Genomic DNA, 13,265 nt, shown 5'->3' on the forward strand with positions numbered 1-13,265 from the left:
GCCTCATCCCACGGAGAGCCGGATCAGCCCGTCGTGCGCGTGCGGTGCGCCCTGCACCGTCACCGCGACGTACCGGGCCGAGCCCGCACGGGTGAGCCGGCGGACGCGTCCGCGGCCGTCCAGGGTCCCGGCACGCTGATAGCGCACCCCGTCGGTGCTGAACTCCACGCGGGCCGCCGGAGCCGCGCCGGTCCTCCACTGCGCCTCCACCCAGCGCACCTCGGTGGGCGCGCCGAGGTCGACCACCATGCGGCCGTCCCGGCCGGGCTGCCACGCCGTGTCCGGGTCGCCGTCCACGCCGGCGTCCGGACGGGACATCCCGGGCGGCAGCGGGCTCGTCGGGAAGGTCGTCCGGCCCAGGGCGTGGTCGTGGTGCGGGAAGGGCTGTGCACCGCGCAGCGTCACGCGGGTCTCGCGCCCGTCCCGCACGGTGGCGTCGGTGCTGCGGCCCTGCGCCTCGATCCGCAGCCGGCAGTGCGCGCCGGACAGGAGCAGGGTCGCCCCGTCGGCCACCCGGACCCGCAGCCCGGACGGCAGGGTCCGGCCGGACAGTGCGGTGAGGACGAAACGCGGCGCGAGCAGCGAAGCCGACGCCGCGTCCAGCCGCGCACGGTAGTCGACGCCCTCCCGGGTCACCGTCTGCTCGCCCTCGTAGACCTCTCGGCGTCCGCCGCGTTGCGGGACCACGACCCGCGTCTCCACCTCGTCCGCCGACAGGTTGAACAGGCCCAGGTACCCGTCCACCCGCGCCGCGTGGACCCGGCCGTCCGCAGCGGTGGGCGCGGCGCCGGCGGCCAGCGCGCGCAGCTCGTCGGCGGACACACCGCAGTGCCCCTCGATCACGAGCGGTTCCCGTGCCCCCTCGGCCGGGGCGATCGTGTCGCCGTACACGGCCAGCGTGTGCTCGTCCCCGCCGCGTACGACCAGCCCGGCACGGCCGTCGACGTCGAGCCAGCCGCCGCGGCTGCGCAGCGCCGGGGCCGGCCCGGTCGCCAGGTCGGTCCACCGCTCGCCGTCGGACGAACCCTGGATCCGATAGGAGCGGCCGGCGGCCGCCTCCCAGCGCAGCGTGACCCGGTCCAGCGGACGCTCGGCGCCGAGGTCCACCGCCCACCAGCTGTCCGCGCGCTTCCGGTCCTCGCGGGAGACCGCCCAGCGGGTCCGGGCGTCACCGTCCACCGCCAGCCCCGGACCCATGCCGGCCGACTGGGAGGAGGCCGTCGCCGTGCCTCCTCGCGCCAGGTCGGGGCTCTCGGCCCCGTCCCGCACCTCGACCGCGTACAGCGAGTACCCGTACGTCGGGTCGGGCTGAACGCCCAGCATGCGGAGGTGCCGCACCGTCGTCCGGGCGAAGGCCAGTTCGTCGACCCGCCCCGCGGCCGAGTCGGTGGCGTCCTGCGCGCGGACCATGGCCGAACCCTCCGCGAACCGGTAGGTGCGGCTGCCGTCCAGGCCCGCCACCCCGGGCATCGTGAGATTGTGCACGTCGAGCCGCGAACCGCCCGCGACCGGCCCGTCGGGCGCGTAGACGACTGCGCCCGTGGGCAGTGTCGCGTACCCGGCGAAGCTCTCGCCCAGGCGCAGCACCGTGGCGCTGCCGTCGAAGCCGTCCCGCAGCGCGGTGTGCACCCGCACCGTCCTGCCGGTGACCTCCGCGGCGGTCGAGGGCAGGAACATCGGGGTGTCGCCGCCGAGCCGGAACAGCCAGTCGTCGTGCGCCGGCTGCCAGGCGAACTTCACGAACCCGGGCTTGGTCACCGCACCGGCCCAGGCCGCGGGGGACTGGTGGGACACCAGACCGGGGCCGGTCCCGAAATCGGTGACCCCCGACGCGTGCGCGAACAACTCCTCGCGCGACAGCGGGCGTACCCGCGGCCCTGCATCCGGCCACACGTGCAGCAGATAGCTGATGGCGAGTTCCGCGCGCGCCTCGGGCTCGTACTTCGGCTCGCCCGAGAACTTCGCCAGCCGGTACTCCGGCGGGTACGCCTGGTAGGCCTCCAGCCGAGAGGCCAGCTCCGTCTCCGCGCGGGCCGCCGCCCGGTCTCCCACGACCCGGGAGAGGAAGGCCAGGGGGATGACGTCCCTGCCGTACAGGTGCTCGCGGTCGTCCACCATGGGCATCAGCGGCTCACCCGCGTCCGACATGACGCCCAGCAGCGTCCGCCACAGCGGCTCGGCGTTGGGCTGCCTGGTCAGCACCTCGGGCAGCGGCCGGCCCGCCGCGAGGAAGTGTGCCGCGTTACGGCCCGAGGTGCGCCACATCTCCTCCTGGTAGTGCGGCCCGAACGAGCCGTGGTTCTCGACGATGAAGGTGTCGTACGTGTTGTGCGCGGTGTTGTGCGAGACCGGGACGCCGTCCACCCGTGCGGGATTGGCGAGGTCGGCGGGCGGCAGGCCGCCCTCGTTGCGCGACCAGGTGCCGTAGTCGGTCGCCCACTCGGAGCGGCGCCGGTCGTCCGGTGCCCAGGCCAGCGCCGGAGCGAGGGTCTGCGCGTAGAGACCCATCTCCTCCAGCTTGGTGTCGCCGACGTAGCCGCCCTTGAGCCCGTTCGGCGTCCAGTCGCCGGAGGCCGGGTCGTCGCCCGTGCCCAGCGAGTGCGTGTACGCGGCCTGTTCGCGGGTGATGGTGTCCACCGCGGAGCGGGTGGCGGCGTCGAGCTCGTCCCACAACAGGTGCGCCGCGAGGATGAAGTACGACTGGAAGGTGGTGTCGAAGAACAGCGTGCGGCCCCACTGGGTGCCACCCGTGAGCCGGTTGGAGGCGGCGAAGTGACGCAGGGTCGCCAGGGTGCGGCGCTTGAGCGTCTCCCGGTCGATGCCGGCCGCGTCCTCGTCGAAGGTCCCGTGCGTCAGCAGCACGGCGTGCCCGAGGACGACGGCGAAGCCGAAGTACCGGTCGGTGTAGGTGCCCTTGGCCTCGTCCCACTGCGTCTCGGACCAGCGGGTGTGCCGCAGCAGCACGCGGTGGTACGTGGCGGCGACGTCGTCCGGCGGGTCAACGGCCCGGGCGGAGCCGGAGGATGAGGAGGAGACGGCGGCCGCAGGGGACCCCAGCGCCGGTTGGAGGGCGGCCGCGGCGCCGGTCGCGCCGAGGAGTCGCAGCAGGTGTCTGCGGCCGAGAGGGACGGATATGGGGCCCATGATGGTCCTCTTCACCAGACGACAACGTTGTCAACGGGGTCATCCTCGGACGCCCCGAAGTGGCGTGTCAATGGGCGCGGACCAGGCAGATCCACCGTCAGCCCCGCTGCAGCGGGCGGTCGTGCTCCCGGACGGCGATCCTGGCCAGCTTGGTCAGCATCATGCCGTTGCGGACCTCGACGAGGTAGTCCACGGGCAGTCCGTGCATCCGGATGCCGGGTCCCCGCAACGCGTGCCAGTCCAGCACGAAGAGCGTGGCGTCGCCCCAGGGCATCAGCTTCATGGCGATGCGGGCCGCGCCGAACGGCTCGGCCCGCGCCTCCAGTTCCAGGCGGCGCTCGGGTTCGCAGACGCGGACGACACAGGTGTCGTCGAGGACCAGCGGACCCACACCGACCCTGACGCGCAGCCGGGCACCCACCTGCGGCCAGTGCGGGTCCGCGGCGAGGACCTGCTGGGTGCCCGTCACCCACTCCCCGTAGCGGTGTCCGTCGGCCAGCAGGCTCCAGACCTCGGACGGGGTACTCAGGATCAGGCGACGATTCCGTGCCAAGCCGAACACACTCCCTCAGGACGACGGAGCCTCGACACTAGCCCGGCGACCCGGCCACCCCGGGGAACGCGCCGGGACAGGGGGCCGTCCGGAGGAGCGGTCCTGCGCCTTGGAGAACAGCTGGGTGAGGCCGCGATGCCGCGCCGCCACCGACGAACACCCCCTCAGTCCTCTCTCCACGGAGGTGATGGTACGTAACCCGGACGTCTGCCGAGCACTGCCGAAAGTCCCATACGGCAGACCGTGGTCTCCAGACGCCCGGGTGCCGGGGTCTAGAGGCCGAACTCAAGGTGCTCGATGTCCGTGAAGCGGACCTCCTCCAGGCTGCCGGCGCGGCGGCCGCCGTCCTGGAAGTACACCTCCTTGAGGGCTTCGGCCGCGATCTCCTGGAGACGGGCGTCGTCGGCTCCGGCTTCCCGGGCTTCGAAGAGGCGGGCCGCGTACGGCGGAGGCAGGGCGACGGTCAGGTGCCGCACGCGGTCCTGGTCCGTCGACCCGATCGGCGCCGTGTAACCCATGCGGGCGCGGGTGTCGATGACGATGCCGTCGGTGGTCGCCGCCCGCTGCCGTGCCCTGGCCCGGACCTGCGGCTGCCAGCGCTTGCGCACCTCGCGTTCGAGGCGCGCGGCGAGATCCGGGCGGGGCCTCTTGAGCTGGTCCTTCACATACCGCTCGACGGTGCGCTGGGAGACCCGCAGCAACTGGGCCACCGCCTTGGTGCCCTTGAGCTGCTTGACCAGGTACCGCATCTGCGCGGGCGCGCTCTTGGGCGCCGGTCGGGTGAACGCCTTCTGTACCGCGGCGTCCAGGCCGTCACCGAACACACTCATCGTCCGCTACTCCCCGTTGTCGACGTCGGTGACGGTGCCGTCCTTGATGTACCGGGCGAGGTTGAGCTCCGGGGCGTCGAACCGCTCGCGGACCTCCTCGCCCCACAACACGCTCTGGGTGCCCTCGTGCTTGACGAGCCCCGGATTGACGCCCAGTTTGAAGCCGCCCGGCAGGGGCTTGCCGTCCCGGTAGGGCAGGAAGTCCAGCGGCGAGGTGCCGTCGGCCGCGTAGACGACGCAGTCGGACAGGACCGCGACCGGGTACTGCCCGGTGAACGCCGCGTGCTTGACGATCTTCCGGTGGAGGTTGACCCGGGTACGGGAGATGACCGCCGCGCGGATGTCCGGCCGCCAGGTGGGCCGGGACAGGGCACGCCACGGTTCGCCGGGCCGCCAGCCCTCACCGCGAGGCCGCTCGCGCAGCTTGCCCAGACCGCCCTTGACCGTCGCCTTGATGGCGGAGGCGACGACGGCGAGCTGCGGGTCACGTTGCCGGTAGCCGTCCATCGCCGCCAGGAAGTCGGCGGGCGCCAGGTCGGTGCCCACGCCGAGGTCGGCCATGGTGGCGAGGTAGGCGTCCCGCAGCCGCTGGTACCAGCCGTCCAGGTAGCGGCCGTTCTCGTACCGGAGGTACGCCTCGACCGGTCGCACCTCGTAGCCCAGCTCCACCGCGTACGCCACGGTGGGCGTCGCGTACCAGGCCGGACCCGTGGGGCGCTCGCCCTTCGGGGTGAAGGGGCTGGGCAGCAGATCCGCGTCCAGCTCCGCCCACCGGCCCTTGCCGACCTGCACCCGCGCCAGGTCGACGTGGGACAGGTCCACGAGCCAGGAGCCCGGCAGCTTCGGGTCGAACGCCGGAGCCCTGACGTGGGTGGGTCCGCCGAGGCCGACGACCAGGCCGTTGGCCCCGGCGGCGAAGGCCATGTTGACGTCGATGCCGACCAGGTGCCGCAGGGTGCACTCGTCGTCGGTCATCGGCCGCGCCCAGTCGTACGCCTCCTCGAACAGTTTCTCGCCGGGCTCGCGCACATGGAACCGGGGGAGTCCCTTGAGCAGTGGATGCCCGTCGGGTGCCTCGCACGGCGCGCAGTCCACCGGATCCGTGCCCAGCGAGCCGGGGTTGTGCTCGGGATGCCGTTTGCCCGTCGAGTCGGGCCCGGACGCGCGGGTCGCCGGGTGCAGCGCGGTCATCAGCTCCAGGCCGGTCACCGCGGTCGATCCGCGCGGCGTCATCACCCGCGTCGCGTACACGCCGAGGACGCGGGCGAGTTCGGCCGGCGGGAGCTGCCCGGCCTCGCCCCAGTGCCGGGAGTCGAGCGCGTGCCAGGGCGGGATGCACAGCTGCACGCAGGCCCGCGCGGACCCGGTGGCCGGGCGGTAGATCCGCGCCCATGGCCCGAACCCGCGCTTGGTCAGCTTCCATTCCGCGCGGGCCAGCTGCTTGACCACCTTGTGGCCCTCGCGGAGCCGCCCGGCGAGCCGTTCCTCCTCGGTGAGGGTGACGGGGAGGCCGTAGCGCTTCAGCGCGGCCTCGGTGAGCACGAGCAGCGGGTCGGCGTCCTTGCCGGGGCCCGACAGCCTCGGTTGGCCGAGCCTCGCCTCGGACAGCGTCCAGTCCACCAGGGCCGGGATGCTCCTGGCGGGCACGTCCAGCACCAGACCGCCGGTGCAGTACGCCAGCACCCGTCCGTCACCGTCCACGTCGACGACCGCCAGTGGCCCGTTCTCGAACCGCGGGTCGCGGCCGTCCTCCGCGGCACCGGACGGAGCCGCCTGCCGCGTACTCCGACGGCGCGCCGTCGACGACGGTGCAGTGATGGGCGCACGACCCGGGACGGGCTTGGCACTGGGAGCGGGGTGCGGGGCCTGTTCGACCGCCGTGACGACCGCGGGCTCGGAGTCCGGCCCCGTGGACGGTTTCCGCACCTCCGCCGCTTCGGGGACGCTGCCCTCCGGCGGTGCGGGGTAGAGCTCCGCGAGCTTGTCCAGCAGCCGCGCGTACGCCTCACGCTCCGGTCCGCGCGGCTCGGTCGGCTTCTTGGGCGACTCCCAGCCGGACACCGTGGCCCGGCGCACCTTCAACGCGGCGGCGACTTCGTCCAGGGTCAGACCGTGCGCGACCCTCAGCCGCTTGCGCTCCTCCGCCGGCGGCAACGGAGAGCGGGACGCGACCAGCGCGTCGACCGCGTCGAACAACTCGGACATGGAACACCTCCGGACCGACACGCTACCCGGAAGCCGTACGGACACCGTACGAAGCGCGTACGCACGCCAGCCCCCAGGGTGACCCCGCGGGCGACCCCACGGGCGACCTCTGCGTGGCACGCCTTGCCTCTCCTATCGAATAACGATAGATTCCCATCGTGGTTCGATCGAAGGAGTGATGATGGGAAAACTGACCGTGCTCGCCCTGCGCGCCGTGCTCGTGGCACTGCTCGCCGGCTCGGTGTTCGTGCAGACCGTGATGGCGGTCCTGCTGGCCGTCGACGTCGAGGACAGCGCCCTCTCCGGCCGGCTCGTCCCGATCCTCACGATCGTGGTCCTCGGCGTGGTGGCGGCCCAGGTCGTCCTGGTCTGCGTGTGGCGGCTGGTGACGATGGTGCGGCGCGGCACCGTCTTCTCCCTCGCCGCGTTCCGGCACGTACACCTGATCATCGGTGCGTTCGTGGCCGCCTCCCTGCTGGTGTTCGCGCTCGGGGTCGTCCTGGCCCCGGGCGAGGCCGTCGCCCCGGGCATCGTGCTCCTGCTGGGCGGAGCCGCGCTGGCCGTCTTCGGGGTGGCGCTCGTCGTCCTGGTGCTGCGGATGCTGCTCGCCCAGGCCGTCGCGCGGGACGTGGAGGCGTCGCGGATGCGGGCCGAGCTGGCGGAGGTGATCTGATGCCGATCGTCGTGGACATCGACGTGATGCTGGCCAGGCGGAAGATGTCCGTGGGCGAACTCGCGGAACGGGTCGGCATCACCCCCGCCAATCTGGCCGTGCTCAAGAACGGCCGCGCCAAGGCGGTGCGGTTCACCACGCTCGCGGCTCTGTGCGAGGTACTGGCATGCCAGCCGGGGGACCTGCTGCGCTGGGAGGCGGAAACACCGGAGGAGGCCGTACCCTCCGGGACGGCGTCCGCCGGTCCGGGCTCCTAGCTCCGGCGCGCCTCGACGGCGGCGGGGCTCACGGTCCGGCGGAGTCGGGCGCGGCCTGCCGCTCGCCGGCGTGCAGGGAGCCGAGGAGGGCCAGGGCGTGGGCCGACGGGCTGCCCGGCTCGGCGTGGTAGATGACGAGTTGCTGCCCCGGTGCGTCGCGGACGTCGAAGGACTGGTACGTCAGGGAGAGGGCGCCGACGTCCGGGTGGAGGAGCTGCTTGGCGTCCCGGGTCTTGCCGCGCACGGAGTGCTGCGCCCACAGGCGCCGGAACACGGCACTGTGCTCGGTGAGCGTGTCCACGAGCCGGCCCAGAGGCGGGTGGTCGGAGTCGTAGCCGGCCGCCTGGCGCAGGTTGGCGACCACGGCCTGGGCGGCCCGGTCCCAGTCCTGGTAGAACTGCCTGCCCGCCGGATCGAGGAAGACCATGCGGGCCAGGTTGTCCGCGGGAGTGAAGGGGGCGAAGAGCGCGTCGGCCAGGGCGTTGGCGGCCAGCAGGTCGAGGGTGCGGCTCATCACGAAGGCGGGGGTGTGGGCGTAGCCGTCCATCAGCTGGCGCAGTGCGGGACTGACCTGCTCGGTGACGTGCAGCGAGCCCCGGGTGGCCGGTGCCACCCCGGCCAGGCGGTGCAGGTGGAGGTGAGCGTCCGTGTCGAGGAGCAGCGCGCGGCCGAGAGCGTCGAGCACCTGCGGCGAGGGGTGGCGCTCGCGGCCCTGCTCCAGCCGGGTGTAGTAGTCGGCGTTGACCCCGGCCAGAACGGCGACCTCCTCGCGGCGGAGCCCGGCCACTCTGCGCACGCCGTGACTCGCCATACCGACGTCCTGCGGCCGCAGTCCGGCGCGCCGCGCGCGCAGGAATTCCCCGAGGTGGTTGTCGTCCATGCCCCAAGGCTAGGCGATGGTCCGGTGAGCTTCCTGGGTGTACCGCACCCAGGAAGAGACCGGCCATCACCTCGGCCACGTCGACGACACCGGCTTCACCGCCACCGACGCGCCCGGGGCCAGCCGGTGGTAGCGGGCCGGGACGCCCGGGCCCCGTTCGCCGAGGAAGCCCTCGACCATGGTCGTGCCGATGTCGTTGAGGGCGCCGTCGTGCACGGCGTAGGCATCGTGGGGCGCGACCTCGCGCACGTAGTCGATCAGATCGCCGACCGTGGACCAGGGCGCGTGCACGGGCAGCAGCAGCGTGTCGACGGGAGTGCCGGGGACGGTCAGGGCGTCGCCGGGGTGGAACAGGGACTCGTCCACCAGGAAGCCGATGTTGGGAATGCGCGGGACGTCCGGGTGGATGACCGCGTGCCAGGTCCCGTGGACCCGGACGTCGAAGCCCGCGACGCTGAAGGCGTCCCCGTCCCCGGTGGTGACGACCTGGGTGCCGAGGCCGTCCAGGCGCTTCGCGACCGAGGCGTCGGTCCAGATACGCAGCCCCGGACGCGCTGCTGCCGCCCGGCGCAGCACCTCCTCCGAGAAGTGGTCGAAGTGCTCGTGCGTGACGAGCACGGCGTCGGCGCCGTCCAACGCCCCGGGGTCGGTCAGGCCGCCCGGGTCGATGACCAGGCGGCGCCCGTCCTTCTCGAGCCGCACACACGCGTGACCGAACTTGGTGAGCTCCATGACAACGTCCTTCCTTTCCATCGCCTAGTTGTACAATCTAACTGTACAACGAGATGATGAAGATACGGCTAGGGTGACCCCATGGACGAAGACGCGCTGGCTGAGGAACTACGGCGGTCGATCGGGGAGCTGGTCCGTGCGGTGCGAGCTGTGGACACCATGCCTCCCGGCGAGGCCGCCATCCTCGGATACCTCGACCGTGACGGCCCCTTGACGACGGCCGACCTCGCCCGTCTGCGCGGCGTCACCCACCAGTCGGCCGCCAAGTCGGTCAAGGACCTCTCCGCCGACGGCCTGGTCCACAGCGAGCGGCACCCCGACGACGGCCGCAAGTTCCTGCTGCGCCTCACCGACGCCGGCCGCTCCCGCCTCCAGCGGGAACGCACCCTCCGCGCGGGTGCCCTCGGCACCGCCATCCGCGAGACCTTCGACCCCGACGAAAGGCGGCGGCTGAGCGAGTCCGTCGCCCTGCTGTCCCGGCTGACGGCCCACCTCACCGAACACTGACGGGGTCGGAGGCATGTCCACCCAGCCGGTCAGCGCCGGGGCGCGTGGGGCGCCGGTGCGCTGCGTTCCCGCCGGGTAGGCCGAGAAGCGACGTTGCCCCCGTATGGCATGGTCACTAGAGTCGGTCGCGTGACTGCCGGGTCGGCCATGGGCCACGCACGAGTGGGGTTCCCGGCCTCGGCGTGAGCGCGAGGCGGGCAAGAGCCCCGCCGCCATCTCTCCGCGTCCCAGTGCCCGGCGCCCGCACAGGGCGCCTCGTTCCAGCGGTTCCCACGACCGGAGACACACCTTCTGATGTCCACTGACCAGCAGCCCACGCTTGCACCCGAACTGCCCCCTGGTGGCGTGCAGTTGAACCACACCGCCGTCTACGCGCACGACCGGCACCTGTCCGCCGAGTTCCTCTCCGCGGTCCTGGGCTTGACGGTCGGCGCCCCGTTCGGGCCGTTCCTGCCCCTCGATCTCGGCAACGGCGTGACGCTCGACTTCTACGAGAAGAGGGACGAGCCGATCCAGTCGCAGCACTATGCCTTCCTCGTCCCCGAAGAGCGGTTCGACGCCGTCATCGCCCGATTGGAGGCGCTCGGGGTCACCTACTACGCCGACCCCGGTCACACCGAACCCGGCCGGATCAACCGCCTGTTCGGTGGCCGCGGCGCCTATTTCGACGACCCGGACGGTCACAACATGGAGGTCATGACACGGCCTTACGTCCGCCCTTAGGGAGCGCGTTCGGTTGTGGTCACCCCGCCAGGTGCTTGCCGAAGAACCCGGCGAGCTCCGCGACGGCGGGGGTGACGTATTCGTCCTTGTCGTACAGGTCGATATGGGTGGCACCCTCGATGACGACCAGTTCCTTGGGCTCGGCCGCCCGCTCTATCGCTTCCCGGCTGAAGTAGCCGCTCTCCGCCTCCGAACCGATGATCATTAGCAGAGGACGCGGGGCGATGAGCCGGATCATCGCGTACGAGTCGTACTGGGCGAGTTGGTCGATGCTGCGCAGCACCCATCCCTGGACCGCCCGGCGGTGGTATCCGCGCGGGGTGCAGTAGTACTCGAACGTCTCCCGGAACTGCGTGGTGGCAGTCTCCAGCAGTTCCCCGGCGTTGTCGGGAATCCAGGCCACCGTCTCCGGAGCCGCACCGCATGCCTCGGCGGTACGCGCCGCCGAGGCCTGATCGAGCAGGACCTGGAGGACGGCCGGGTCCTGGTCGCGGCCCAGTCCCTCACGGAAGGCCGAGCCGAGGTCCACGGCACTGACCGTGGCGACGGCTTTGATGCGGTGGTCGGTCTGGGCGGCGTAGGGGACGTACCCGCCGGACGCACAGATGCCCAGAGCCCCGATGCGCTCCGGGTCGATGTCGTCACGCGTCGTCAGGTAGGTCACGGCGGACTTGATGTCCTCGGCTCGCTGGAACGGGTTCTCCATCCCACGCGGCTCACCCTCGCTCTCGCCCTGGTAGCCGGCATCGAAGACGAGCGCTGCGCATCCGTCCCGCGCCAGACGCTCGGCGTAGACACTCGGGCTCTGCTCCTTCACACCGCCTCCCGGATGGGAGATGACAACGGCCGGCAGTCGTCCGTCGACGTGCCCGTCGGGGGCGAAGAGAATGCCGACGAGAGCAAGACCATTGCTGGGGAAGGTGACGCTGGTTTTCACGGACTGTGGCTCCTGGTACGGAAGGATGGGTGAGGAATGCGACCGCGGACGGCACGCATCTCTGCGGCCGGACCGTGCCAGGTCATTCGCTGCCGGGCAGCCCGTCCGGCGGCCGTGGCACCGACACTCGCACGCGGCATGCGAGTGGATAAGTGGCCCCTGCTGTCCCCGGACCCCGCTTTCCTGGGACACGGCAGACCCACTGTCACAGGGCCGGTGGGCTGCCACACTGGTCCCCATGAGCAGCAGCAACACCCGCGACAGTGAACTGGGCGCCTTCCTGAGGGCGCGGCGTACAGAGCTGAGTCCGGCCGAAGCGGGGCTGCCTGACGGGACCGGCAGGCGCAGGGTCAGGGGTCTGCGCCGCGAGGAGGTGGCGTCGCTGGCGTCGATCAGCCCCGACTACTACACACGCCTGGAGCAGGGTCGCCGCCTTGGGTCCGAACCAGTCCTGAACACCCTCGCGCGTGTCCTGCGGCTCGACGACGGCGAGCGCGCCTACCTGTTCGAATTGTCCGGCCGGGATGCCGCCCGTCCGCGTCGGCGCACCGCACAGCAGGTCCAGCCGCAATTGCGGCGCCTCCTGGACGACCTCTCCAGCACACCGGCCGTCATCCTTGGCCGACGCACGGACATCCTCGCCTGGAATGCCATGGCGGCCACCCTGTTCACCGACTTCGCGCCGATCCCGGAGAAGAACCGCAACTTCGTACGCCTCGTCTTCTGCGAGCCGGCCATCAAAGCGCTGTATCAAGACTGGGAGTGGGCAGCGCAGATGACCCTTGCGCAGTTGCGCATGGAGGCCGTCCGCGATCCGAAGGATCCACGACTCGTCGAGCTGGTGGGCGAATTGTCGCTCCAGGACCCCGACTTCCGGCGCTGGTGGGGGACCCATCGCGTCGCCGCCCAGAAGTCAGGCACGAAAGTGCTGAACCACCCGGTCGTCGGTCCGCTCACTCTCGACTGGTCCTTCCTCACCTCCACCGACGACCCCGACCAGCAGCTCATCACGCTGACCGCAGAGCCCGGCACGACCAGTCATGACCGCCTGCGCCTCCTCGCATCGCGGACCACGGCAATCGCCAACCGTCAGGAAGCCGACCGGTAGCGCTCTGCCGCCGGTCCGCTTGGCCCCGCGAGCAGGGCGGTCATCACGAGGGCGACGCCCACAACGGTGCGACCGCGTACCCAGGGAGGTGTGGTGCGTGGCCCGCTGGAGGGGGTGGCCGAGTAGGTCAGAAATGGGTGGTGATTCCGAAAGCCTGCCGGAGTTGGGCCATGTCGTGACGGTCGTGGTCAGCCGGTTCGTAGCCCTGGTGGAAATAGACCTGCTGTTCTGGTGACAGGCACGGGACGGTGGAACCCAGGATCGTGCCGGTGACGAAGCACGACGCGGGATAGACGAACGGCTGCTCAGGGTCGGGAGACGCCTGCACCGCGGAGCCGTCCGCAGCGAAGACCAGCGGGTGAAGATCCACCTCTTGCCCTTGCGGGTTGGTGACGACGAACCGCACGGGGCGCAAGTCGAGGGTCTCGACGAATCCTGCGTCCGCGAGAGCTGCCACGGCTGCCGGTTCCTGGTTCTCGCGGTGCATCAGGTCCAGGTCACGGTGGGGGCGGGTCTGCCGGCCGACCAAGGCATCGATGCCCCAGCCGCCGCCGACCCAGATGTCGACGTCAACCTTTTTCAGCAGGGCGAGGATGGACAGTACGTCCTTGGCCGTCAGCACCTGCGCAGGCTAGCGCGGGCCGACACGCGCCGGCCACGGTACCGTGCTTCGATGCCCGTCTCCGGCTGCAGACCGAGACCCGGCATGGGTAGGT

At 71.6% G+C, this 13,265-nt stretch carries 13 protein-coding genes; 5 read left to right on the plus strand and 8 right to left on the minus strand.

All coding sequences use genetic code 11. The features are described from left to right. Window positions 1-3: 3 nt before the first annotated feature. The 4 genes from BZZ08_RS01220 to tap all read right to left on the minus strand — a co-directional run bounded on the left by BZZ08_RS01220 (window position 4) and on the right by tap (window position 6,732). Entirely contained in the window at window positions 4-3,144 is a 3,141-nt protein-coding gene (locus BZZ08_RS01220) for a discoidin domain-containing protein (protein ID WP_104630219.1), read from the minus strand. Between the two features lie 97 nt (window positions 3,145-3,241). Then, the gene (locus BZZ08_RS01225; RefSeq protein ID WP_104630360.1) at window positions 3,242-3,697 is read right to left on the minus strand and encodes an SRPBCC family protein; all 456 of its coding nucleotides are present in this window, start codon (window positions 3,695-3,697) and stop codon (window positions 3,242-3,244) included. A gap of 272 nt (window positions 3,698-3,969) precedes the next feature. Then, the gene (gene tpg / locus BZZ08_RS01230) at window positions 3,970-4,527 is read right to left on the minus strand and encodes a telomere-protecting terminal protein Tpg (RefSeq protein ID WP_104630220.1); all 558 of its coding nucleotides are present in this window, start codon (window positions 4,525-4,527) and stop codon (window positions 3,970-3,972) included. Between the two features lie 6 nt (window positions 4,528-4,533). Then, window positions 4,534-6,732, minus strand: a complete 2,199-nt coding sequence (tap, locus tag BZZ08_RS01235) for a telomere-associated protein Tap (RefSeq protein ID WP_104630221.1) — start codon at window positions 6,730-6,732, stop codon at window positions 4,534-4,536. Window positions 6,733-6,913: 181 nt separating this feature from the next. Here tap and BZZ08_RS01240 point away from each other — a divergent pair, with 181 nt between their 5' ends. Continuing rightward, complete coding sequence (locus BZZ08_RS01240; protein WP_104630361.1) at window positions 6,914-7,405, plus strand: DUF2975 domain-containing protein; 492 nt, start codon at window positions 6,914-6,916, stop codon at window positions 7,403-7,405. Continuing rightward, window positions 7,405-7,662 (plus strand): helix-turn-helix domain-containing protein, encoded by a 258-nt coding sequence (locus BZZ08_RS01245; protein WP_104630222.1) that lies wholly within the window; start codon window positions 7,405-7,407, stop codon window positions 7,660-7,662. The genes BZZ08_RS01240 and BZZ08_RS01245 overlap by 1 nt, the downstream gene beginning before the upstream one ends. 28 nt (window positions 7,663-7,690) lie before the next feature. Here BZZ08_RS01245 and BZZ08_RS01250 read toward each other — a convergent pair whose 3' ends face one another. Together BZZ08_RS01250 and BZZ08_RS01255 are read right to left on the minus strand one after the other, a co-directional pair. Next, complete coding sequence (locus BZZ08_RS01250) at window positions 7,691-8,542, minus strand: helix-turn-helix transcriptional regulator (RefSeq protein WP_104630223.1); 852 nt, start codon at window positions 8,540-8,542, stop codon at window positions 7,691-7,693. A gap of 66 nt (window positions 8,543-8,608) precedes the next feature. After that, entirely contained in the window at window positions 8,609-9,274 is a 666-nt protein-coding gene (locus BZZ08_RS01255; RefSeq protein WP_198601210.1) for an MBL fold metallo-hydrolase, read from the minus strand. Window positions 9,275-9,355: 81 nt separating this feature from the next. Between BZZ08_RS01255 and BZZ08_RS01260 the strand changes: the two genes are divergently transcribed. Then, window positions 9,356-9,781, plus strand: coding sequence for a MarR family winged helix-turn-helix transcriptional regulator (locus tag BZZ08_RS01260; RefSeq protein ID WP_104630225.1), 426 nt, complete (start codon window positions 9,356-9,358; stop codon window positions 9,779-9,781). Window positions 9,782-10,075: 294 nt separating this feature from the next. Continuing rightward, window positions 10,076-10,504 carry a VOC family protein gene (locus tag BZZ08_RS01265; protein WP_104630226.1) on the plus strand — a complete coding sequence of 143 codons (429 nt, stop codon included), beginning with the start codon at window positions 10,076-10,078 and terminating at the stop codon, window positions 10,502-10,504. A gap of 19 nt (window positions 10,505-10,523) precedes the next feature. Here the strand turns inward: BZZ08_RS01265 and BZZ08_RS01270 are convergent, their stop codons facing one another. Continuing rightward, window positions 10,524-11,441 (minus strand): alpha/beta hydrolase, encoded by a 918-nt coding sequence (locus BZZ08_RS01270; RefSeq protein WP_104630227.1) that lies wholly within the window; start codon window positions 11,439-11,441, stop codon window positions 10,524-10,526. Between the two features lie 238 nt (window positions 11,442-11,679). Here BZZ08_RS01270 and BZZ08_RS01275 point away from each other — a divergent pair, with 238 nt between their 5' ends. Then, window positions 11,680-12,549: a helix-turn-helix transcriptional regulator gene (locus tag BZZ08_RS01275; RefSeq protein WP_104630228.1), complete on the plus strand. Its 870-nt coding sequence runs from the start codon at window positions 11,680-11,682 to the stop codon at window positions 12,547-12,549. Between the two features lie 127 nt (window positions 12,550-12,676). Here the strand turns inward: BZZ08_RS01275 and BZZ08_RS01280 are convergent, their stop codons facing one another. Continuing rightward, window positions 12,677-13,171 carry a nucleotidyltransferase domain-containing protein gene (locus tag BZZ08_RS01280; protein ID WP_104630229.1) on the minus strand — a complete coding sequence of 165 codons (495 nt, stop codon included), beginning with the start codon at window positions 13,169-13,171 and terminating at the stop codon, window positions 12,677-12,679. Window positions 13,172-13,265: the final 94 nt, after the last annotated feature.

This window comes from Streptomyces sp. MH60 (assembly GCF_002939385.1).
Classification (GTDB): Bacteria; Actinomycetota; Actinomycetes; order Streptomycetales; family Streptomycetaceae; genus Streptomyces.